Origin of the sequence: Micromonospora sp. NPDC049048 (assembly GCF_043197615.1) — a bacterium.
Taxonomy (GTDB): domain Bacteria; phylum Actinomycetota; class Actinomycetes; order Mycobacteriales; family Micromonosporaceae; genus Micromonospora.
On sequence record NZ_JBICTM010000007.1, the window covers coordinates 270,160 to 292,635 of the forward strand.

17 protein-coding genes are annotated in these 22,476 nt (G+C 74.5%); 11 read left to right on the top strand and 6 right to left on the bottom strand.

Annotated features, from left to right (window positions below):
- Nucleotides 1–415: 415 nt before the first annotated feature.
- The 4 genes from ACGFIG_RS23215 to ACGFIG_RS23230 all read left to right on the top strand — a co-directional run bounded on the left by ACGFIG_RS23215 (nucleotide 416) and on the right by ACGFIG_RS23230 (nucleotide 4,884).
- Entirely contained in the window at nucleotides 416–1,600 is a 1,185-nt protein-coding gene (locus ACGFIG_RS23215) for a zinc-dependent alcohol dehydrogenase (protein ID WP_393006050.1), read from the top strand.
- Nucleotides 1,597–2,541: an SDR family NAD(P)-dependent oxidoreductase gene (locus tag ACGFIG_RS23220; RefSeq protein WP_393006052.1), complete on the top strand. Its 945-nt coding sequence runs from the start codon at nucleotides 1,597–1,599 to the stop codon at nucleotides 2,539–2,541. The genes ACGFIG_RS23215 and ACGFIG_RS23220 overlap by 4 nt, the downstream gene beginning before the upstream one ends.
- Nucleotides 2,542–2,615: 74 nt before the next feature.
- Nucleotides 2,616–3,629, top strand: a complete 1,014-nt coding sequence (locus tag ACGFIG_RS23225; RefSeq protein WP_393006054.1) for a serine hydrolase — start codon at nucleotides 2,616–2,618, stop codon at nucleotides 3,627–3,629.
- 109 nt (nucleotides 3,630–3,738) lie between these two features.
- Nucleotides 3,739–4,884, top strand: coding sequence for an MBL fold metallo-hydrolase (locus ACGFIG_RS23230; protein ID WP_393006056.1), 1,146 nt, complete (start codon nucleotides 3,739–3,741; stop codon nucleotides 4,882–4,884).
- 6 nt (nucleotides 4,885–4,890) lie between these two features.
- Here the strand turns inward: ACGFIG_RS23230 and ACGFIG_RS23235 are convergent, their stop codons facing one another.
- Nucleotides 4,891–6,402: a deoxyguanosinetriphosphate triphosphohydrolase family protein gene (locus ACGFIG_RS23235; protein ID WP_393006058.1), complete on the bottom strand. Its 1,512-nt coding sequence runs from the start codon at nucleotides 6,400–6,402 to the stop codon at nucleotides 4,891–4,893.
- A gap of 147 nt (nucleotides 6,403–6,549) precedes the next feature.
- On the opposite strand from ACGFIG_RS23235, the gene ACGFIG_RS23240 reads away from it, so the two are divergent.
- The 6 genes from ACGFIG_RS23240 to ACGFIG_RS23265 all read left to right on the top strand — a co-directional run bounded on the left by ACGFIG_RS23240 (nucleotide 6,550) and on the right by ACGFIG_RS23265 (nucleotide 15,116).
- Nucleotides 6,550–9,027, top strand: a complete 2,478-nt coding sequence (locus ACGFIG_RS23240; protein WP_393006060.1) for a Tex family protein — start codon at nucleotides 6,550–6,552, stop codon at nucleotides 9,025–9,027.
- 792 nt (nucleotides 9,028–9,819) lie between these two features.
- A complete protein-coding gene (locus ACGFIG_RS23245; protein WP_393006322.1) occupies nucleotides 9,820–10,254 on the top strand; it encodes a hypothetical protein in 435 nt (144 codons plus the stop codon).
- 306 nt (nucleotides 10,255–10,560) lie between these two features.
- The gene (locus ACGFIG_RS23250; RefSeq protein ID WP_393006062.1) at nucleotides 10,561–11,313 is read left to right on the top strand and encodes a sugar transferase; all 753 of its coding nucleotides are present in this window, start codon (nucleotides 10,561–10,563) and stop codon (nucleotides 11,311–11,313) included.
- Nucleotides 11,310–12,458 carry a DegT/DnrJ/EryC1/StrS family aminotransferase gene (locus ACGFIG_RS23255; RefSeq protein WP_393006064.1) on the top strand — a complete coding sequence of 383 codons (1,149 nt, stop codon included), beginning with the start codon at nucleotides 11,310–11,312 and terminating at the stop codon, nucleotides 12,456–12,458. The genes ACGFIG_RS23250 and ACGFIG_RS23255 overlap by 4 nt, the downstream gene beginning before the upstream one ends.
- Nucleotides 12,455–13,096 carry an acetyltransferase gene (locus ACGFIG_RS23260; RefSeq protein WP_393006065.1) on the top strand — a complete coding sequence of 214 codons (642 nt, stop codon included), beginning with the start codon at nucleotides 12,455–12,457 and terminating at the stop codon, nucleotides 13,094–13,096. Before ACGFIG_RS23255 ends, ACGFIG_RS23260 begins: the two co-directional genes overlap by 4 nt.
- A gap of 148 nt (nucleotides 13,097–13,244) precedes the next feature.
- On the top strand, nucleotides 13,245–15,116 hold the full coding sequence (locus ACGFIG_RS23265; RefSeq protein WP_393006067.1) for a polysaccharide biosynthesis protein: 1,872 nt from the start codon (nucleotides 13,245–13,247) through the stop codon (nucleotides 15,114–15,116).
- A gap of 264 nt (nucleotides 15,117–15,380) precedes the next feature.
- Here ACGFIG_RS23265 and wecB read toward each other — a convergent pair whose 3' ends face one another.
- The 4 genes from wecB to ACGFIG_RS23285 are packed head-to-tail and all read right to left on the bottom strand — an operon-like array spanning nucleotide 15,381 to nucleotide 19,898.
- On the bottom strand, nucleotides 15,381–16,505 hold the full coding sequence (wecB, locus tag ACGFIG_RS23270; RefSeq protein WP_393006069.1) for a non-hydrolyzing UDP-N-acetylglucosamine 2-epimerase: 1,125 nt from the start codon (nucleotides 16,503–16,505) through the stop codon (nucleotides 15,381–15,383).
- Nucleotides 16,502–17,740, bottom strand: coding sequence for a glycosyltransferase family 4 protein (locus ACGFIG_RS23275; protein WP_393006071.1), 1,239 nt, complete (start codon nucleotides 17,738–17,740; stop codon nucleotides 16,502–16,504). Before ACGFIG_RS23275 ends, wecB begins: the two co-directional genes overlap by 4 nt.
- On the bottom strand, nucleotides 17,737–18,864 hold the full coding sequence (locus ACGFIG_RS23280; RefSeq protein ID WP_393006073.1) for an NAD-dependent epimerase/dehydratase family protein: 1,128 nt from the start codon (nucleotides 18,862–18,864) through the stop codon (nucleotides 17,737–17,739). The genes ACGFIG_RS23275 and ACGFIG_RS23280 overlap by 4 nt, the downstream gene beginning before the upstream one ends.
- On the bottom strand, nucleotides 18,858–19,898 hold the full coding sequence (locus ACGFIG_RS23285; RefSeq protein ID WP_393006075.1) for a polysaccharide biosynthesis protein: 1,041 nt from the start codon (nucleotides 19,896–19,898) through the stop codon (nucleotides 18,858–18,860). Before ACGFIG_RS23285 ends, ACGFIG_RS23280 begins: the two co-directional genes overlap by 7 nt.
- 132 nt (nucleotides 19,899–20,030) lie before the next feature.
- On the opposite strand from ACGFIG_RS23285, the gene ACGFIG_RS23290 reads away from it, so the two are divergent.
- Nucleotides 20,031–21,434: an O-antigen ligase family protein gene (locus tag ACGFIG_RS23290; protein WP_393006077.1), complete on the top strand. Its 1,404-nt coding sequence runs from the start codon at nucleotides 20,031–20,033 to the stop codon at nucleotides 21,432–21,434.
- Here ACGFIG_RS23290 and ACGFIG_RS23295 read toward each other — a convergent pair.
- Nucleotides 21,321–22,475 carry a glycosyltransferase family 4 protein gene (locus tag ACGFIG_RS23295; protein ID WP_393006079.1) on the bottom strand — a complete coding sequence of 385 codons (1,155 nt, stop codon included), beginning with the start codon at nucleotides 22,473–22,475 and terminating at the stop codon, nucleotides 21,321–21,323. The genes ACGFIG_RS23290 and ACGFIG_RS23295 overlap by 114 nt on opposite strands.
- Between the last annotated feature and the right edge of the window lies 1 nt (nucleotide 22,476).

Genomic DNA, 22,476 nt, shown 5'->3' on the forward strand with positions numbered 1-22,476 from the left:
CCGCCGTCCCACTCCCTGCCGCGACGCGCGCGCCCCGACTCCGACCGCAACAGGGCCGGCCCCGCCGGGGAGGAGCCGCTGGTCCGCGCCCGACTCCGACCAGAGTCGCCCCCGCCGGGATTCGGCCCGCTCCCCGCGCCGGCCGGATGCGCCTGCTCGCGCCCTGTCGAGCTGAATCGTCTGCGACATCAGCTGAGTCGTCTGTGCCATCAGCTCGACAGGCAGCGAGCGGCACTGACCGGACCGCCGGACCGGGACCGCCGGACCGGGACCGCCAGACCCGGACCGCCGGACCGGGACTGCCAGACGGGACCGCCGGGCCGGGGACCGCCGGACCGGAGCCGCTCCGGTGCCGGTTCAAGTCGTCGGGGGCGGGTAGCAACCCCGGGGACGGCACGAGGAGGGACGGCGGAACATGAAGGCACTGACCTGGCAGGGTAAGCGGGACGTACGGGTGGAGGAGGTGCCCGATCCGCGGATCGAGGAGCCGACCGACGCCGTCGTCCGGATCACCTCGACCGCCATCTGCGGCTCCGACCTGCACCTGTACGAGGTGCTCGGGCCGTACCTGAAGCCCGGCGACGTCCTCGGCCACGAGCCGATGGGCATCGTCGAGGAGGTCGGCCCGGGGGTGACCCGGCTCCGGCCGGGCGACCGGGTGGTGATCCCCTTCAACATCTCCTGCGGCTCCTGCTGGATGTGCGACCGGCAGCTGTACGCGCAGTGCGAGACCACCCAGGTCACCGCCGAGGGCAAGGGGGCGGCGCTCTTCGGCTACACCTCGCTGTACGGCTCGGTGCCCGGCGGGCAGGCGGAGTACCTGCGGGTGCCGCACGCCCAGTTCGGCCCGGTCAAGGTGCCCGACACCGGGCCCGACGAGCGCTGGCTCTACCTGTCCGACATCCTGCCGACCGCCTGGCAGGCCGTGAAGTACGCCGACACCCCGCGCGGCGGCACCCTCGCCGTCTTCGGGCTCGGGCCGGTGGGCCAGCTCTGCGCCCGCATCGGCCGGCACCTCGGCGCGGAACGGGTCATCGGGCTGGACCTGGTGCCGGAGCGGTTGGCGATGGCCCGCCGGCACGGCATCGAGGTGCTCGACGTCAGCCAGCTGGACGACGTGCCCGACGCGCTGATCGACCTCGTCGACGGGCGTGGCCCCGACGCGGTCATCGACGCCGTGGGCATGGAGGCGCACGGCGCGCCCCTCGGCAAGCTCGCCCAGACCGCCGCCGGGCTGCTGCCCGACAAGCTCGCGCAGACCATGACCGACAAGGCGGGGGTGGACCGGCTGGTCGTACTCAAGGCCGCGCTCAAGGCCGTCCGGCGGGGCGGCACCGTCTCCATCTCGGGCGTCTACGGCGGCGAGGTCGACCCGCTGCCCCTGATGGAGATGTTCGACCGGGGCGTCCAGCTGCGGATGGGGCAGTGCCACGTACGACGGTGGACCGACGAGATCATCCCGCTGCTCTCGGGCGACGACGACCCGCTGGGCGTGGAGGACCTGCGTACCCACCGGGTGCCGCTGGCGCGGGCGCCGCAGGCGTACGAGATGTTCCAGAAGAAGGAGGACGGCTGCGTCAAGGTCGTGCTGGCGCCATGACCCGTACGGTGGTCGTGACCGGCGCGACCAGCGGGATCGGCCGCGCGGCGGCCCGGTCCTTCGCGGATCGGGGCGACCACCTCGTGCTCGCCGCCCGTTCCCCCGTCACCCTCGCCGCCGTCGGTGACGAGTGTCGGGCCGCGGGCGCGCAGGCGCTGGAGGTGCCCACCGACGTCACCGCCGCCGGCGCGCCCGCGGCGCTCGCCGAGGCGGCCCTGGACCGCTTCGGCGGCCTCGACGTCTGGGTGCACACGGCGGCGGTGATGGCGTACGGCCGGTTCGACGAGACCCCGGAGCGGGTCTTCGAGCAGGTGGTCCGCACCGACCTGCTGGCCGCCGCCGCGGTGGCCCGGGTGGCGCTGCGCCGCTTCCGGGTCGACGGCGCGGGGACGCTGATCCTCACCGGGTCGGTGCTCGGGCACATCACGGCGCCCTACATGAGCGGATACGTGGCGAGCAAGTGGGGGTTGCAGGGGCTGGCCCGCACGTTGCAGCAGGAGGCCCGGGAGACCCCGGGTGTGCACGTCTGCATCGTCAACCCCGGCAGCGTCGACACCCCGGTCTACCAGCGGGCCGCGAACCATCTCGGTCTGATCGGCCGGCCCCCGCCGCCCGTCACCACGCCGGAGCGGGTGGCGCGGGCCATCGTGGAGTGCGCCGACCGGCCCCGCCGGGAGGTGTCGGTGGGCCGGGCCAACGTGGTCATGCGGGTCGGCTTCACCGTGCTGCCGGGCGTCTACGACGCCCTGGTCGGGCCGTTGATGCGGCTGGCCGGGCTGACCGACCGCCCAGTCGCGCCGCACGACGGCGTGTTGTTCGCGCCGGATCCGGCCGCCGCGTCGGTGCGCGGCGGCTGGCTGCCCGACCTCGGGCGGGTGGCGCGGGCCGTGGGCGAACTGCCCGGCCCGGTCGTCGCGGCCGTCCGGCGCCGGCTGCGGTGAGCGCCTCGCGGGGTCACCGGCATCGATCGTTTCGCCTAGGGTGGTGGGTCGACCGACCACGACGGGAGAGACGATTGACTATCCGGCTGAACCGCAGGACCGCGCTGGGTCTGGGCACGGTGGCCACGGCCGGGACGGTGCTCGGCACCGCCGTGCCGGCATCCGCCGCCCCCGAGGTCACCGAACCGGCCCCGGCGACGCCGCAGCAGGCCGCCCGCCGGGTGGCCGCGAGCTACGAGCGGCAGACGGTGGCGGCGGGCGGCAACTGGCAGGCGTACGTCAGCGTCGCCGACCCGGCGGGCGCGCCCGTGGTGGCGGTGTCGGCCGAACCGGACCGGCGCATCGAGGCGTACAGCGTCAACAAGGTCGCGGTGGCCGTGGCGGTGCTCGACAAGGTCGACCGGGGGCTGCTGACGCTCGACCAGCGGGTCGAGGTGACGGCGGCGATCGTGGTGCCCGGCGGGGACGGCATGTTCAGCCTCGACGGCGCGTACCCGAGCTTCGTGACGCTGGGACACGCGCTGGCCAACCTGCTGACCGTCTCCGACGACACGGCGGTACGGCTGTGCGGCCTGGTCTGCCCGGCCGCCGAGCTCAACGAGATCCTGCGCGGCAAGGGCTTCCCCAACACGCAGGTGCAGCCGGTGGCCAACCCCAACCGGTTCTTCCTCGGCACCAGCACCCCGCGCGAGACCCACGACCTGCTGCGCGCGCTGGTGGCCGGCACGCTGCTCTCGCCGGCCAGCACGGCGTTCGTGCTGCGGCAGCTGCGCGCCCCCGTGGCGTACACCGACGGGATCCGCCGGGTCATGTCCTCGACCGAGCGGGCCCGGGTCGCCACGAAGGCCGGCTGGTTCGCCGACGCCCGGCACGAGGCGGGGGTCATCTTCGACGCGGCCGGCGCGCCCGTGCTGACGTACGCCCTCTTCGCCGACGGGCAGGCCGGGGCGGACGACTACGGCGCGACGCACCCCGCCGTCGAGGCGCGGGCCCGGATGGGCCGGCGCTTCCTCGCCGCCGTCGACCGTCTGACCGGCACCGGCATCACCCACCGGCCGAGCGCGCAGCGGCCCAGCAACGGCGGCTGAGCGCCTCTCCACGCACGGGGCCCGCCGGCGCGGCGGGCCCCGCCGACCTTCCGGCGGTCCCCCGGCCGCCGGGCTACCGTGGGACGCGGGACACGGCGGAGGGACGACGATGGGCGCACCAGCGCAACGTGCGGGACTCGACGGCACGCTCGGGCGGCGGCTACGCGGGGCGGCCGGGCTGGCCGCGCTGGCCGGGCTCGCGTGGGTGGCCCGGGACGTGCCGGCGGCGCTCGGCGGCCGGCTGACCGGCGCCCGCGCGGAGCGGGCCGCCCGCTCCCCCCGGTTCCGCGACGGCACCTTCCACAACCCGGGCGGCTCCCGATCGATGCCCGGCGTTCCCGACCGGCACCTCGTCCGTGAGCTGATCTTCGGCAAGCAGAAGCGCCGGCCGAGCGCCGCCGTGCCGCTGCTGCGCCCGGACGCCGCCCCGGCCGCCGACGCCGGGCGTGAGCTCAACGTCGTCTGGTACGGCCACGCCTCCGCGCTGATCGAGATCGAGGGCCACCGGGTGCTGCTCGACCCGGTGTGGAGCGACCGTTGCTCGCCGTCGACTCTGGTCGGTCCGCGCCGCCTGCACGCCCCGCCGGTACGCCTCGACGAACTGCCCCCGGTGGACGCGATCCTGATCTCGCACGACCACTACGACCACCTCGACATGGCGACCGTGCAGGCGCTGCTGGGCAGCCAGTCGGCGCCGTTCCTGGTGCCGCTGGGGGTGGGCGCGCACCTCGACCGCTGGGGCGTACCGGCGCAGCGCATCGTCGAGCTGGACTGGGAGGAGAGCCACCGGGTGGCGGGGCTGGAGATCACCGCCACCGCCGCCCAGCACTTCTCCGGCCGGGGGTTGCGCCGCGACGGGACGCTCTGGAGTTCCTGGGTGGTCGCCGGCGCGCACCGGAAGGTCTTCTACACCGGCGACTCCGGCTACTTCGACGGCTACGCCGAGATCGGCGAGCGGCACGGGCCGTTCGACGTGACGCTGATGCAGATCGGGGCGTACGACCGGGCCTGGCCGAGCATCCACATGTTCCCCGAGGAGGCCGTCGCCGCCCACCTCGACCTGCGCGGCGGGCTGCTCGTACCCGTGCACTGGGCGACGTTCAACCTCGCCCTGCACGACTGGTCCGAGCCGGTGGACCGGATCTGGGCCGAGACGAAGGCCCGGGACGTGCGGCTGGCGGTGCCCCGCCCCGGGGAGCGGGTGGTGGTGGACGATCCGCCGGCCGTCGACGGCTGGTGGCAGGCCGTCGCCTGAACGGCCTCAGAGGACGAAGGCGTCGGTCCAGAGCGCCCCGGAGCGGCCCGACAGGGCGTCCAGCATGGCGACCGCCTGGCCGTCGGTGAGCTGGGCGACGAAGTCGATGATCGCCCGGCCGCGGGCCTTGCCGATCCGGTCCGGCGTACGCGGGTGCAGCTCCGCCTCGGCCAGCTCCACCAGGTCGTGCAGGCGGCGCGGCAGCCGGGACTCCTCCTCGGGGTCGAGCAGCCACTCCAGCAGCGCCTCCACCAGGGTGCCCAGCAGCCGGGCCTGCCCGCGCTGGTGCAGGGCCAGGTCCGGCCGGGCCAGCACGAACCGGTGGTGGACGAACTTGAGCACCTGCACCTCGTGCCACTGCGCCGGCGGAAGCAGCACGTGCCCGGAGCGCACCGCCGGGCGCGCGACCACGGTGATCGCGTCGACAAAGCGGGTCGTCCAGCGGGCGGAGAACCGGGCCACGTACTGCTCCGCCTCGATGGAGCCGTCGAAGGGCATGGCCAGCAGCCCCTCCACCAGTTCCTCGCGGACGTGCTCGACGGCGGCGGCGAACGCGTCGTCGTCGGCGACCCAGGCGTCCTTGCGGTGCAGTTGCCGGCGCAGCCGCTCGATCGCCGAGCCGGGTCGGCGGGCGGCGGCGGCCAGGGCCGCGTCGGTGATGGCCCGGAAGTGCCCGCTCTCGCGCTGCCAGGCCATCAGCTCGGCGGCCACCGCGCCCTGCTGGAGCACCCCGACCCGGTAGAAGTCCTCCACGTCGTGGATCGCGTACGCGATGTCGTCGGCCGTGTCCATGATCGACGCCTCGGCGGTCTGCTGCCAGTCCGGGATGCGGCCCGCGAACGGTTCCCGGGCCTGCCGCAGGTCGTCGACCTCGGTCCGGTACGCCCCGAACTTCGACGAGCCGCTGCCCGGGTCGTCGGGTGGCGGGGTGGCGCCGCGCGGCGGCGGGTCCAGCAGCCGGGGGTGCGGGTCGGGGTGGTCCAGCCGCGTCCACGGGTACTTCAGCAGGGCCGCCCGCACCGCCGCCGTGAGGTCCAGGCCGGTGGTCGCCGCGCCGCGGATCTCGGTGCTGGTGACGATCCGGTACGACTGGGCGTTGCCCTCGAAGCCGTCGGTCAGCCCGAGCCGCTGCCGGGCCAGCCGGTCCAGCACCCGCTCCCCCAGGTGCCCGAACGGCGGGTGGCCGAGGTCGTGCGCGAGCGCGGCGGCCTCCACCACGTCCGGGTCGCAGCCGCCCAGCTTCTCCAGCAGGTCGCGGTACGCCTCGTCGGCGGTGAGCCGCTCGGCGATGGCGCGCGCCACCTGCGCCACCTTGAGGCTGTGGGTCAGCCGGTTGTGCACGAGCAGGCCGGACCCGCCGGGGCTGACCACCTGGGTCACGCCGTTGAGCCGGGCGAAGAACGGCGAGGCGACGATGCGGTCCCGGTCGGCCCGGAACGGGCTGGCGGCGAGGTCGCCGAGTGCCCGGGCGCTGCCGCCGAAGAGCCGCCGGGCGCGCGGGTCCACGGGAGTTTCCATGATCGCCACGCTAGCGCAGCGCGGGCCGCGACGGCGTACGCACGCCGGTCCGGTAGGCGGCGGCACACCGGGGCGGGGGTCGCGACGGCCGTCGGTGGGGGCCGGCAGAATGCACGGCGGAACCCACACCGAAGGCGGATCGAGATCGTGACCCTCTCTGTTCATCAGCGGATCGCCGAGGAGCTCGGCGTCGCCGAGCGTCAGGTAAGTGCGGCCGTGGAGCTGCTCGACGGCGGCGCGACCGTGCCGTTCATCGCCCGCTACCGCAAGGAGGCCACCGGCCTGCTCGACGACACCCAGCTGCGCACCCTGGAGGAGCGGCTGCGCTACCTGCGCGAGCTGGACGAGCGGCGCGCGGCGGTGCTGGAGTCGATCCGTGGCCAGGGCAAGCTCGACGAGGCCCTGGAAGCGCAGATCATGGCGGCCGACTCGAAGTCCCGCCTGGAGGACATCTACCTGCCCTACAAGCCCAAGCGTCGGACCCGGGCGCAGATCGCCCGCGAGGCGGGGCTGGAGCCGCTCGCCGAGTCGCTGCTGACCGACCCGGGCCAGGATCCGCGCCAGGTCGCCGCCGGCTACGTCGACGCGGACAAGGGCGTGGCCGGTGCTGCCGCCGCGCTGGAGGGCGCCCGCGCCATCCTCATCGAGCGCTTCGCCGAGGACGCCGACCTGATCGGCACGCTGCGCGAGCAGATGTGGTCGCGGGGCCGGCTGGTCTCCCGCGTACGCGACGGGCAGGAGTCGGCCGGCGCGAAGTTCGCCGACTACTTCGACTTCGCCGAGCCGTACCCGAAGCTGCCCTCGCACCGGATCCTGGCCATGTTCCGGGGCGAGAAGGAGGGCGTGCTCGACCTGACCATGGAGCCCGAGGAGGCCGGCGACGCCGACGCGGTGGTCACCGGGCCGAGCCGCTACGAGGCGGCGATCGCCGGGCGCTTCGGCGTCACCGACAAGGGCCGGCCCGCGGACCGCTGGCTGGCCGACACGGTGCGCTGGGCCTGGCGTACGCGGATCCTCATCCACCTGGGGGCGGACCTGCGGATGCGCCTGTGGCAGGCGGCCGAGGAGGAGGCGGTGCGGGTCTTCGCCACGAACCTGCGCGACCTGCTGCTCGCCGCGCCGGCCGGCACCCGGCCCACCATGGGGCTGGACCCGGGCCTGCGTACGGGGGTGAAGGTCGCCGTCGTCGACGCCACCGGCAAGGTGGTCGCCACCGACACGATCTACCCGCACGAGCCGCGCCGGCAGTGGGACGCCTCGATCGAGACCCTCGCCCGGCTGGCCGGGGCGCACGGCGTCGAGCTGGTCGCCATCGGCAACGGCACCGCCAGCCGCGAGACCGACAAGCTCGCGGGCGAGCTGATCAAGCGTTACCCGCAGCTCAACCTGACCAAGGTGGTGGTCTCCGAGGCCGGGGCGTCGGTCTACTCCGCCTCCGCGTACGCCTCCCAGGAGCTGCCCGGGCTGGACGTCTCGTTGCGCGGGGCGGTCTCCATCGCCCGGCGGCTCCAGGACCCGCTCGCCGAGCTGGTCAAGATCGACCCCCGCTCGATCGGGGTCGGCCAGTACCAGCACGACCTGTCGGAGGTGAAGCTCTCCCGGTCGCTGGACGCGGTGGTCGAGGACTGCGTCAACGCGGTGGGCGTCGACGTCAACACCGCGTCCGCGCCGCTGCTGACCCGGGTCTCGGGCATCGGCGCCGGGCTGGCGGAGAACATCGTGCTGCACCGCGACGCCAACGGGCCGTTCCGCACCCGCGCGGAGCTGAAGAAGGTGCCCCGGCTCGGGCCGAAGGCCTTCGAGCAGTGCGCCGGCTTCCTGCGTATCCCCGGCGGCGACGACCCGCTGGACTCCTCCAGCGTGCACCCCGAGGCGTACCCGGTGGTGCGTCGGATCCTGTCCACCACGGGGCAGGACCTGCGGTCGCTGATCGGCAGGAGCGCGATCCTGCGGGGGCTGCGGGCCACCGACTTCGTCGACGACACCTTCGGCCTGCCCACCGTCACCGACATCCTCGCCGAGCTGGAGAAGCCGGGTCGCGACCCGCGGCCGGAGTTCCGCACCGCGACCTTCGTCGAGGGGGTCGAGAAGATCAGCGACCTGGTCCCGGGCATGGTGCTGGAGGGCGTGGTGACCAACGTGGCCGCGTTCGGCGCCTTCGTGGACGTCGGCGTGCACCAGGACGGGCTCGTGCACGTCTCGGCCATGTCCCGGACGTTCGTCAAGGACCCGCGCGAGGTGGTCAAGTCCGGCGACGTGGTACGGGTGAAGGTGCTCGACGTCGACGTGCCCCGCAAGCGGATCTCGCTCACCCTCCGGTTGGAGGACGACGCGGAGGCGGGCGCCGGGCGCGGCGGCCCGGACGGCGGGCGCCGCGAGCGCGGCGCACAGGGCGGCCCGCGCGGCGACCGGGGCGCCTCGCGGGGCGCTCCGGGCGGCCAGTCGGGCCAGGGCGGCGGTGCACGCGGTGACCGGGGCGGTCAGGGCGGCGGCGGGCGCGGCGGCCAGGGCGGCGGCCAGGGCGGCGGGCGCGGCGGCGCGCAGCGGCCGGGCCGCGGCGGCTCGGGGCCCGCGCCGACGAACGACGCCATGGCGGAGGCGCTGCGCCGGGCCGGGCTGGCCTGACCGGCGGCGCAGGAGCGCCGTCACGACGGGTCCGCGGGGCGGTGGGCCGCCTCGCGGGCCAGCTCCCGGAGCGCGGGGCGGTCGACGGCGCCCGGCGCTGACGCACGTCCGGGGCCGGGCGCAGCGCCGTGGAGACCGCCCAGGCTGGGCACCGACGGGCACCCGTTCCGGGGTCGCGCCGGCGGGCGCACGCTCGGGCGCCGGGGCGCAGCCGCACGTTCGCGGATGCTCGCGCCTGAGCGGCCGGAAGCGAGCCTCCGCCGGGCCCGGAAGACACCCGCGGGACGCTGTCGAGCTGATGTCGTAGCCGATTCAGGCGACGACGATCCGGGCGACGCCTGATGTCGCAGACGACTCAGCTCGACAGCGACCAGCTAGGCCATCGGCGCCGCTGACGCCGCCCGCCACGACCAGGACGTGCGCCGGGCGCGAGTGGCGACGGCGTCGCGGGCGAGGGCGTCGGTCGCCCGCAGCTCGCCCCGCACGCGTGGACCCGGCAAGTGACCGGCCGTGCCTGCGGGTGGCGACGGGGGTCGGGCGCTGACCGGTGCGGACGGGGGACGACGGATCGCGGTGGGCGGCGGGCGGCGGGGGACGGCGGGCACGGCGGGCACGGCGGGCACGGCGGGCACGGCGGGCACGGCGGGCACGGCGGGCACGGCGGGCACGGCGGGCACGGCGGGCACGGCGGGCGCGGCGGGCGGCGGGGCGGCGGGCACGGCGGGCACGGCGGGCACGGCGGGCACGGCGGGCGCGGCGGGCGGCGGGGCGGCGGGGCGTACCGTCGCTGTCGTGGATGGGGGCGACGGCCTGGAGTGGCGGGAGCGGCAGCGGCGGGCGGTGCGGGCGCACGCGGCGGCCGACGAGCGCCGTCGGGCGGCGGAGGGTGCCGAGGCGGCGCAGCTCGTCGCCTGGTTCGTCGCCGAGGCGCTCCGGCGCGGGCTGCCCACGGAACGGCTCACGGCCCGGGGCCTGGACGGGCGCGGCAGCTACCGGACGGGTCTGCGCGGCTGGTACGTCGACCGGGCCCGCACCCGGGCCGTCGACGTCGACGGGCGGTTCCACCTGTTGACCGTGGCCGGCGGCCCGCGCGCCCTGCTGTTCGGGGCCGAGCCGCAGCCCAGCCCGCCGCCGCTCGTGGTCGGCGCGGGTGGCCGCGACGGTGAGTCGATCCCCCTGCGCACGCTGCTGGCCCGCCGCCTCGAGGCGGGCGACGAGACGCCCTGAGCGGGCGGCGGCGCCGTGAACCCCGAGGCCCGCTGAGCGGCGAGCCGGCGCCCGTCGACCGGGTGCCGCTGCTGCGCCAGTCGGCGGCCAGCGCCGCCCTCATGCCACCATCCGGACCGCCATCGCGCAGGTCGGGAGGCACCTCTTCGGCAGCGGGCCGCGTCCTGACGGGCCGTTGGGCGGTTGACCTGTCGGGATCAGCGTCGAGTGTCGCGATTTCACGGCGACAGCACGTTCATCCCTGTTAGAACGGGTTTGTTCGGTGGCGCCTGACTCTGCCTGGAGGTCGAGACCTTGCCTGGTTCCGTGAAGACACCGGAGAGCCTCGCGCAACGGCCGGAGGCGCTCAAGCGGGCGATCGACGTCCTGGCGGCGGCGGTGCTGCTCGTACTGGCCGCACCGCTTCTCCTCGTCGTGGCCGTGCTGGTCGCGGCGGGACTCGGCCGGCCGGTGCTGTTCCGGCAGCCGCGCGCGGGACGGCACGGCCGGGTGTTCGAGCTGGTCAAGTTCCGCACCATGCTTCCGCCCGACCCCCGACGGGGACGGGTGCACGACGGGGACCGGCTGACGCCGCTGGGGCGGTTCCTGCGCTCCACCAGCCTGGACGAGCTGCCGACCCTGTGGAACGTGCTGCGCGGCGACATGAGCCTGGTCGGCCCCCGACCCCTGCTCACCGAGTACCTGCCGCGCTACTCCCCCACCCAGGCCCGCCGTCACGAGGTCCGGCCGGGCGTCACCGGGCTGGCCCAGGTGCGTGGCCGCAACAGCCTGGGCTGGGAGGAGAAGCTGGACCTGGACGTCTGGTACGTCGACCACCGCAGCCTGCGGCTGGACCTGTCGATCCTCGCCGCGACCGTCCGCACCGTGCTGCGCCGCGAGGGGATCTCCGCGGCGGGCTCGGCCACGGCGCCCGAGTTCCTCGGCACACCCGCGCGTGTGCCCGCCACACCGGGACCCGCGCCCGCCGCCCCCGGACTCGTGCCCGCCACACCGGGACTCGTGCCCGCCGCGCCGGGACCGGACGCCGCCCTGACCGTCTCCGCCGGGGGTGGCCGGTGAGTGGAACTATCCACCTGTCCCCGCCCGACGTCGGCCCGCTGGAGGAGTCGTACGTCGTCGCGGCCCTGCGGTCCGGATGGGTCGCGCCTGTCGGGCCGGATCTCGACGCCTTCGAGCGCGAGGTCGCCGCGCGGGTGGGCACCCGGGGGGCCGTCGCCGTGAGTTCCGGCACGGCCGCGCTGCACCTGGCCCTGCTCGGGGTGGGGGTCGGGCCGGGGGACGTGGTCGTCGTGCCGACGCTGACGTTCGTGGCGACCGCGAACGCGGTCCGCTACGTCGGCGCCCGCCCGGTCTTCGTCGACTGCGACCCGCACTCCGGAAACGTGGACGTGGGCCTCGTGGACGAGCTGATCCGGATCCTGACCCTGCGGGGGCAGCGCGTCGGGGCGGTGGTGCCCGTCGACCTCTTCGGCAGCTGCGCCGACCACACCGCGCTGGCCCCGGTCTGCGCGGCGGCGGGCGTACCGGTCGTCGAGGACGCCGCGGAGGCCCTCGGCGCGACCCATCACGGCCGGCCGGCCGGCTCGTTCGGGCAGGTCGGCATCCTCTCCTTCAACGGCAACAAGATCATGACCACGTCGGGCGGCGGGATGCTGGTCTCCGACGACACGGCGCTGCTCGCCCGGGCCCGGTTCCTGTCGACGCAGGCCCGCGAGCCGACGCCGCACTACGAGCACCGCGAGACGGGCTACAACTACCGGCTGAGCAACCTGCTCGCCGCGCTGGGCCGCGCCCAGCTCGTCCGGTTGGACGGGATGATCGCCCGGCGCCGGCGCCTGCGCGACCAGTACGCCAAGCTCTTCGCCCCGATCCCGGGTGTGCGACTGCTCGGCATGGACGATCCGGGCTCCAACTGCTGGCTGACCACCATCGCGGTCGACCCGGAGCGGGCCGGCTGGCGGGCCGCCGACCTGGGCGCCCACCTGGCCGCGCGGGAGATCGAGACCCGTCCGGTCTGGAAGCCGATGCACCTGCAACCGGCGTACGCCGACGCCGAGCACCTCGTCACCGGGGTGGCCGAGCGGCTCTTCGCCGACGGGCTGGCCCTGCCCAGCGGCAGCGCCCTGAACGAGCGCCAGGTCGGCCACGTCCTCACCGCCGTCGACGAGTTCCTGACGGCCCGTACGGGAGCGTCGACGGCGTGACGGTCCCCCTGGTGGTCGTCGGCTGCGGCGGGCACGGCCGGGAGGTGCTCACGATCGCCCGGGCGATGGACGCCGCCGGCAGGCCCCGCTGGCACCTGCTCGGGTTCGTCGACGACCGGCCCGCCGAGGAGAACCTGAAGCGGGTGCAGCGACTGGAGGTGCCCTACCTCGGCGGGGTCGCCTGGCTGCGCGACGCCCCGCCGGAGACGCACCACGTCATCGGCATCGGCGATCCGCGCGTCCGGCGGGCCGTCGCCGCCCGGGTCGACGCGTACGGCACGCCGGCGGCGAGCCTCGTGCATCCGGCGGCGACGATCGGGCCGGACACGGTGCACGGGCCGGGCTTCGTCGCCTTCGCGGGGGCCCGGGTCACCACCAACGTCACGCTCGGCCGGCACGTGCACCTCAACCAGAACGCCACGGTCGGGCACGACTGCGCCCTCGCCGACTTCGTGTCGGTGAACCCGCTGGCCGCCGTGTCCGGCGACTGCCGCCTGGCGGAGGGGGTGCTCGTCGGGACGACGGCGGCGGTGTTGCAGGGCCTGCGGGTCGGCCGCGACGCCACCGTCGGGGCGGGCGCCTGCGTCGTACGGGACGTGCCGGACGGTGCCGTGGTCAAGGGCGTACCCGCCCGTTGACCCGACGAGCCCTCGGCCCCATGGGCGAAAATTCGGTCATCGAACCCGAAAGACGCCAAAAATCATGTTCGGGCATGTATCAACCTAAAGAGCCCTAAAGCTCCTTTCGCCCTGCGCGAAAGCCCTCGGAGACGGACAGGGAGCACAGATGCCGCCCGAAACAGAGGCCACCCGACTCGGTGAACAGAGTTCACACCGGGCCAGGGCGCGTCGCCGCACCATCGGATTCCTCGCCACCGACAGCACCGCCTGGGTCGGCGGATTCGTCGCCGCGGTCTGGTTCCGCTACGAACTCGACCTGGCATCGGACCAGCTCGCGCGCGCCGCCGCCTGCGGCGCCCTCGCCGCCGTCGTGCACGTGGCCGTCGCGGCGGTCCGCCGGATCTACTCCGGACGCCACCCCCTGGGCAGCCTCCAGGAGGTGCAGGGAGTCGCCGGCACGGCGGCCACCACGGCCGGGATCATGCTGATCGGTCTGCTGCCCGCCGGCGTACGGCCGGTGCCGGCGAGCACGCCGCTGGTGGGCGGCGCCCTGGCGCTGCTGTTCATGCTGACCGCCCGGTTCACCTACCGGCACCGTCGCGACCTCGCGATGCGGCCGGACGCCCGCTCCTCCAACCCCGTGTTGCTCTTCGGGCTCGGCGACGCCGGGCAGGGGCTGCTGCGCGCGATGCTCAGCGATCCACGGGGGCGTTACCGGCCCGTGGGCGCCCTCGACGACGACCCCGACAAGCGGGACCTGCGCATCGGCGGGGTACGCGTGCTCGGCGGCCGGCAGGATGTGGCGGCGGCCGTACGACGTACCGGGGCGACGACGGTGATCTTCTCCGTCGCCAACGCCGACGCCGCGCTGATCCGGCAGATCCGCGAGGCCACCCTCCAGACCGGGGCGGCGTTCAAGGTGCTGCCGCCTGTCCGGGACCTCGTCGACCACCGGATCACGGTCACCGACGTACGCGACGTGCAGATCGACGACCTGCTCGGCCGCCGGCAGGTCGTGGCCGACATGGCGCTGAGCGGCGACGGGCTCAGCGGCCGACGGATCCTGGTCACCGGCGCCGGCGGCTCCATCGGCTCCGAGCTGTGCCGGCAGCTGATGAAGACGGACCCGGGCGAGTTGATGATGCTCGACCGCGACGAGTCGGCCCTGCACAGCCTGCAGATGTCGCTGACCGGCCGGGCCATGCTGGACGGTCCCGAGCTGATCCTCGCCGATCTCCGCGACGACGAGGGTGTCCGGCGCATCATCCGAGAGCGCCGGCCGGACGTCATCTTCCACGCCGCCGCCCTCAAGCACCTCACGCTGCTGGAGCGGCACCCCGGCGAGGCGGTGAAGACGAACGTCTGGGGCACCCTCGCCGTGCTCGACGCCTGCCGCGACGTGGCCCGGTTCGTCAACATCAGCACGGACAAGGCGGCCGACCCGATCAGCGTCCTCGGCTACTCGAAGCGGATCACCGAACGGCTGACCGCGCACGCCGCCTCCCGGTTCCCGGGCACCTTCCTCAGCGTCCGCTTCGGCAACGTGCTGAGCAGCCGCGGGTCGGTGCTGACGGCGTTCCAGCGGCAGATCGAGCTGGGCCACCCGCTCACCGTCACCCACCCGGAGGTGACGCGCTACCTGATGACGGTGCAGGAGGCGGTGCACCTGGTGTTGCAGGCCGCCGAGATCGGCCGCGACGGCGAGGCGCTGGTGCTGGACATGGGTGAGCCGGTACGCATCGCCGACCTGGCCCGGCAGATGGCCGAACAGGCCGACAGCAACGTGCCGATCGTCTACACCGGACTACGCCCGGGCGAGAAGCTGCACGAGGACCTGTTCGGCACGGGCGAGACCGACGCCCGGCCGCTGCACCCGCTGGTCTCGCACGTCGCGGTGCCCGCCCTGGACCCGATGGAGGTCAGCGGCCTCGACCCGTACGACGAGCCGGCGAAGATCATCGCGCAGCTCGCCCAACTCTGCGCCCACCCGGTCGGGCCGGTCCCCCGCCCCTCGGTGCAGGTGCCGCTGTCGCGCTGACCCTGCCGCTGCTCTCGGTACGCCGCCGACCCGTCGAGTCGGCGGCGTCCGTGTCGGTGGTGGATTCTGCGGAGACCGGCATCGGGCTGCTGGGCGCGGCCGACCGCCCTGGCCGTGGGGCCTTGGTCACGACCAGCTTCCGGTCGTCGGCCCGGGCCGGACGGCCGCACGCGGCGAGGGCCGGCGACCGGAAGCTCCGGTCGCCGGCCCCCTGGTGGTCGGCGTGACCTGCGGCGCGCGGGATGACGGGCCGGTCGGTCCGGCTCAGCGGCGGATGCCCGCCCAGTCGTGGTGCCGGCGGACGGTGGAGAGGATGAAGTCGACCACGCGGCGGGAGGTGTCCGGGACCTGGTAGTCGACGGGGCAGGGCACACCCTGGGCGGCGACCTGGGCCACCGTGACCTCGACCGCCTCGACGACGCCCTGCGGGTCGAGCCCGGTCATGATGATCCCGCCGGCGTCCAGCGCCTCGGGCCGCTCGATCGACTCGCGCAACGTCACGGCGGGGAAGCCGAGGATCGCGGCCTCCTCGCTGATCGTGCCGCTGTCGGAGAGCGTGCAGAAGGCCCGGGTCTGCAGGTGCACGTAGTCGAAGAGGCCGAACGGCTCGTGGAACGCGATGCCGTCGAGGGCGCTCGCGTCCGGCGCCAGCGCCTCCAGCCGCTTGCGGGTACGCGGGTGCGTGGAGACCAGCACCGGGTGCCCCCACCGGTTCCGGACGGCCGTGAGGCAGTCCAGCAGACGCTGGAGGCGGGCCGGCTGGTCCACGTTCTCCTCGCGGTGCGCGCTGACCACGAAGTACCGGCCGGGCGTCAGGTCGAGCTGGCGCAGGACGCCCGACGCCGTAATGTCGGACCGGTAGTGCTCCAGCACCTCCCGCATGGGCGAGCCGGTGTGCAGGATCCGGCGCGGGTGCAGCCCCTCGGCCAGCAGGTTGCGCCGGGCGTGCTCGGTGTAGACCAGGTTGAAGTCGGCGACGTGGTCGACCAGCCGCCGGTTGGTCTCCTCGGGCACGTTGAGGTCGAAACAGCGGTTGCCGGCCTCCATGTGGTAGACCGGCACCCGCATCCGTCGCGCCATCAGTGCGGCGATGCAGCTGTTGGTGTCGCCGAGCACGAGCAGCGCGTCGGGTCGCGTCTCGGCGATCGCCGCCTCCATGCCGACCAGCACCCCGCCCAGCACCCGGCCGAGCGACGACGTGTCCACCCGGAGGAACCGGTCCGGATCGCGCAGCCGCAGCTCCTTGAAGAAGACGTCGGAGAGCGTGCTGTCCCAGTTCTGTCCGGTGTGCACCAGCAGGTGGTCCACCGTGTCGTCGAGCCGGGCGATCACCCGGGACAGTCGGATGATCTCCGGTCGGGTGCCGACCACCGTCATGATCCGGGTCATGCCCGTCCTCTCTCTGCTGCCAGCTTGGTCATGATGTCCTCGAACTGGTCCACGCCCACCCGCAGCGACATGCGCTCCTGGTAGACCCGCCGGGCCCGCCGGCCGAGTTCCGCCCGTACGTCCGCGGACTCGGCCGCCGCGACGGAGAAGCGCGCGGCGAGCGCGCGCCAGTCCCCCGGCGGGCAGACCAGGCCGACCCCGGCCGAGCGGACCAGCGCCGCGGCGTCGCCGCCCAGGGACGCGATCACCGGGCTGCCGCAGGCCAGCGCGGCCTGCAACTTCGACGGGACGCTGCCGCGCAGCGCCGGCAGGTCGCGCAGGCAGATCAGCTGCCAGTCGGCGGCCGCGTACAGCACGGCCATCCGGTCGGCGGGCTGCCGGCCGACGAACCGCACGTTGTCGGCGCCGAGGTCGGCGGCGAGCCGGCGGGCGGCCTCCTCGCCGGCCCCCGAGCCCACGATCACCAGGTCGATCCGGTCGCGCACGGCGGCCGCCGCCCGGATCGCGGTCCCGATCCCCTGCAACAGGCCGATGTTGCCGGCGAACATCACGGTGCAGCGCCCCCGGTGGCCGAGGACCGCGCGGGCCTCGTCGGTGGCCGGCACCGGCCGGAACAGCGCGTCGTCGGTCCAGTTCCACACCACCCGGACCCGGTCCGGGTCCGCGCCCCGGGCCACGACCAGCTCGGCCATCGCCGGCGAGATCACCACGACGGCACCGGCCAGGCGGTACGTCGCGCGCATCAGCGCGCCGACGCCGCGTCCCAGGGCCCGACCAGCCCGGCCGACGGGCGCCATGCCCGAACCGAGCACCGACTCCGGCCACAGGTCCTGCACGTGCAGGACGATCGGCGTACGCCGGGCCAGGCGGGCGAGTGCCGCCGCGGCGACGGAGGTGGGTGGCGGGTGGTAGACGTAGGTGACGTCGACGCCCGCCAACCAGCCGACGCCGCCCAGTGCGCTGCTGGCCCCGAAGGACAGGTGGCTCAGCGCGCGCCGGGCGGCGGACGTGTCGTGGCTCGGGTAGGCGGGCACCCGCCGCACGGCGACCGGCCCGTCCGTCTCGGTGTGTCGCCAGCGCTGCCGCCAGCCGGGGAAGATCCGGCCGTGCGGATAGCTCGGGAAGGTGGTGAGCACCCGCACGTCGTGGCCGCGTCCGGCCAGTTGACGCGCCAGGTTGCCGGGGACGAACACCCCTTCGGGCGGGTACCACTGGCTGACCAGGCCGATCCTCACGCGGCGGTCACCGCGCGCTCCGGTCGGGCCGGCTCCACCGGCTCGGGCCAGGTGTCCGGCCGGCCCGGGTCGAACAGCTCGTTGGTCCAGAACATGGTGACCAGTTCGTCCGGGCCGGTGTTGACCAGCTTGTGCGCCCACATCGTGGGCATGTCGACGAGCACCGGCTCGTCGCCGGAGACTCCGAAGCGCACCACGTCGGTGTGGCCGACCCGGCGCAGGCTGATCTCCGCCGAACCTCGCAGCACGACGAAGCGCTCCACCTTCGCCAGGTGGAAGTGTTCCCCCCGGGTGATGCCGGGACGGGTCGTGGAGCAGAACGTCTGGCCGCCGCCCCCGTACACCTTCACCGTCTCGACCAGTTCGCCCCGGGCGTCCGCCCGGCGCGGCAGCGCCAGCGGGTAGTGCGCCGGGAAGCAGTGCGAGCGGTAGGTGTTGAACAGCCGTACGTCGTGCCGGTCCAGCAGGGCCGGGAGCTCGCCCGTCCGGTAGGTGGCGGCGACGTGGGCGAGCCGGTCGGCCAGCGCCCGTACGCCGGTCCGCAGCGCCGGCATGGCGGGGTCCCACGAGCCACCGGCCGGGACGCCGACGAGCCGGGCCGCCGCGTCGGTGACGTGCACGAGGCTCAGCTCGCGGTCGCCGTGCACCTCCGGCTGCCCGCCCTCGGCGAGCAGCCGGCAGAACGTCGCGACCGCGGAGTTGTAGAACGGTTGGCCGTGTTCGCCGTACAGGTTGGGCAGCAGGACGTCGTCGACGGGCAGGCCCGTGTCGGCCAGGATGCCGGCGGCGGCGGCCTTGGCGTCGCCGTACGGGGTGCCGTTGCCGGCCTGCACCGAGTTGGCGTAGACCACCGCGCCGGGTGGCGTCGGGCAGTGCTTGAGGCCCTGCGCGAGCTGGGCGGCGAGCTGCACGTTGCCGGCGGCCACGTCGGCCGGCTCGCCCCGGTTCACCCCGGCCAGGTGCAGCACCCGGTCGACGCCGTCGAGCTTCGTCGCGACCCGTTCCGGGTCGGTCAGGTCGGCCCGGGTGACGACGACCGGCTCCGGCCAGCCGAGGACGCGCAGCAGCACCCGCGCGTGCCAGCCGAGGAAGCCGCCGGCGCCGGTGACGGCCAGCCTCAGCACGCCAGCACCGGGTCCCGCAGGGCCAGCTCCGCACGGATCTCCGGCAGCGTCCTCAGCAGCTCGACGATCTCCGGTACGCCCAGCCGGGGCGCGTTGGCGGAGTTGAAGTCCTCCGGCGGCCCCTGGTCGACCTCTCCCTCGGAGACGTAGAGCGCGTAGTTGAGGTCGCGGGCGTCCAGCGGCACCCGGAGGAAGTCGCCGAAGTCGTCCGCCTGGGCCAGTTCCTCACGGCTGGCCAGCGTCTCGTCCTGCTTCTCGCCGTGCCGTACGCCGATCACGTCGAGCTTCGCGGGCGCGTCGAAGAGTTGGCAGACCGCCTCGGCCAGGTCGCCGATGGTGCAGGCGGCGGCCTTGCGGATGAAGATGTCGCCGGGCCGGGCGTGCTGGAAGGCGTGCTCGACCAGCTCGACCGAGTCGGCCAGCGACATCAGGAAGCGGGTCATCCCCGGGTCCGTCACCGTGGGCGCCCGGCCCGCCTTGATCTGCTCGATGAACAGCGGGATCACCGAGCCGCGCGAGTACATGACGTTGCCGTACCGGACGCAGGAGACCGTGGTCGCGCTGTGCGGGTTGTTCCGGGCGTGCGCCTGGGCGACCTTCTCCATCATGGCTTTGCTCATCCCCATCGCGTTGACGGGATGCACGGCCTTGTCGGTGCTCAGTACGACCACGGAGGCGACCCCGTTACGCTCCGCCGCCTCGACGACGTTGGCGCTGCCCAGGACGTTGGTCCGCACCGCCTCCAGCGGGAAGAACTCGCACGAGGGCACCTGCTTGAGGGCCGCCGCGTGGAAGACGTAGTCGATGCCCCGGCTGGCCCGCAGCACCGAGTCGTAGTCGCGCACGTCCCCGACGTGGTAGCGGACCCGGTCGTCGCCGAGCATGCGGCGCATGTCGTCCTGTTTGGCCTCGTCCCGGCTGAGCACCCGGACCTCGCCGATGCCGTGGTCGAGGAGCCGGCGCACCATCGTCTTGCCGAAGGAACCCGTGCCGCCGGTGATGAGCACCCGCTGGCCGTTGAAATTTCTGGTCACTCCCGCTCCCATGTCGGATCCGCCGTGCCCGCCCCCGTCCACCTGGCGGGTTCGTTGTGAGGAACGACCACTCCCGTCCCAGAGAAACGCCTTTCACCTGACAATCACTACGAATGCCCGTTTAGTTTAGATATGGGTGAGATACTGACGGAGCAGTCAATATCCCGCCTGGTCACCGACCCGAAGGGCTTCAGCGTGGGCGACGTACCTCCAGGCCTCCTGTCCGGATCCGCCCGTCCGCTCGGTACGCACCGGCGGCGGGCACCCCGGCGCTACGCCACCCTGGCCAGCGTCGCGCTCGTCAGCGGCGTCGCCTTCCTGGCGTGCTGGTCGGTGGACCAGACCTATCTGGGTCCCGCCCTGCTGCTCGCCGTCGTCCTCAGTGGGCGGATGCCCCGCCCGGGACTGGTCGACGTGCTCGCCGTGCTGTTCGGCGCGTGGGTGGTCGCCAGCCTCGGTTGGACGGTCGACACGTCGGCGACCCGCAGCGCCGTCTACCTGTACGGCACCTGCGTACTGCTGCTGATCGCCGTACGGCACGTCGTGACGACCACCCGGGACCTGCTCGCGGTCGGCGGCGCGTTCCTCGCCGGGTGTCTCCTCCGCGCGGTCGAGCTGATCCGGGAGCCCTCGCTCACCGGTCCTACCGGCCGGGCGGGCGCCTTCGACCTCACCATCCGGTACGGCATCGAGGGATTCAACATCAACCTGACCGCCTACACGATGGTCGCCGGGATCCTGCTGGCGCTGTTGATGGGAGCCGTCGGCGGGCTGCCCCGCGCGGCCCGCGTCGTGCTCTACGCGAGCGTGCCGCTGCTGGGCTACGCGGTGCTGCTCAGCGGCACGCGAGGCGCGCTGGCCGCGCTGGTGCTCGGGGCCGCGTACCTGCTGTGCAGCCGGGCGGCGCCGCGGACGTGCTGGCGGGTGGCCGCGTTCGTCGTCCCGGCGGCCCTGATCCTGATACCGCTCGGCATGGGCGAGGCGACGCTGCTGCGCCTCGACGGCCTCGTCGCCGACCGGGCGACCGGTGACCTCGCCGGCCGGATGCTGGTCTGGCCCGAGGCCGTCGCCGTCTGGTGGCAGTCCCCGCTCGCCGGGATCGGGGCGGGCGCGTTCACGGCGGTCAGTTCCTGGGGAATCGGCGCCCACAGCCTGCTGCTCACCCTCGGCGCCGACCTCGGGCTCATCGGCGTGCTGTGTTACGCGGCCGTCCTGACCGCCGCCGTACGGCCCGTCGGGAACGCCTCCCGGCCCGGCGCGCGGCTGGCCGGGCTGTTCCTGGTGACGTTCCTGCCGATCTGGCTCACCGGCCACTGGGAGTCCGCCATGGCCGCCTGGCTGCCGCTGGCGTTGGTCTCGCTCGTGCCCGCCCTCACGGCCAACCCGACGGGCGCCGGTGGCCGGCACCGCCGGGCCGACCGGTCAGGACCGGACGCGGTGCCTCCCCGGCTCGGCGGCCGGCGGTCGGAGGTTCCGCTGGCGGGTCCCGCCCACCCGGCGCCACAGGTCGGCGTACTGGCGCAGCACGCTCTGTAGCCGGTAGAGCCGGTGCACCCGGGCCCGGGCCCGGTCGGTCAGCTCGGCACGGCGCACCGGATCGGTCATCAGCCTCCGCAGCGCCGCGGCGAGGCCGGCGGGATCCGAGGGCGCGACGACCACCCCGCTACCGTCGCCGAGGATCTCGGCGATCGCTCCCACGTCGGTGGCGACGACCGGGCAGCCGAGCGCCATCGCCTCGACCACGACGTTGGGGAACCCCTCGGTGTGGCTGGGCAGGACGAACAGGTCGCAGCGGCCCATCATGGCGAGGACGTCCGCGTGCGGCAGCTCGCCCAGGAAGGACACCGACGCCGGCGGCCGGTGCCGTTCGGTCACCGATCGCAGGTAGGCCGGGTCGACGGGGCCCACGAAGAGCAGCCGCCAGCGCGGTTGCGCCGCCGTCCGCCACGCGGCCAGCAGATCCTCGACGCCCTTGGCGGGCAGGACCCATCCGACGAACAGCACCGTGCGTTCCGCCGGCGCGGGGTCCCGGTGTGGTGCCGGTAGCCGGTCGAGGTCCACACCGTTCGGCAACCGCTGCGCCCACGCCGTGGGGACCCGGCTGCGGACGATGGCCTCGGACGCCCCGTCGAGCACCACGACGGCCGTCGCCAGCCGCATCGCCGTGGCCAGCAACCGCCACTCCCGGCTGTCGCGCCCGGCGATCTCGGGAATCCGCCCGAAGTGCAGGTGGTAGATCGCCGGTCGCCGGTACGCCCGGGCGATGGACAGCAGCGCCAGGTCCCGGAGCACGCCGGGGCCACCGGCCGAGTTGAGGTGCACGACGTCGGCCCGGCCGGCGGCCAGGGTGCGGCGCAGCGCCACGGCACCGGCCGTGACCTGGCGCATCCCCGCGACCAGGCGCCGGCCCGGCGTCAACTCGTGCACGCCACGCCACCGCTGGGCGATGTCGATCACCTCGATCCGGAACAGCGGATCGTCACGGAACCGGCTGGCCAGCAACGCCACCCCACGGGCGATGCCCCCCATCGGTGGCGGCAGCGGCCCGACCACGCACACCCGCATCCGCTCCGGCATC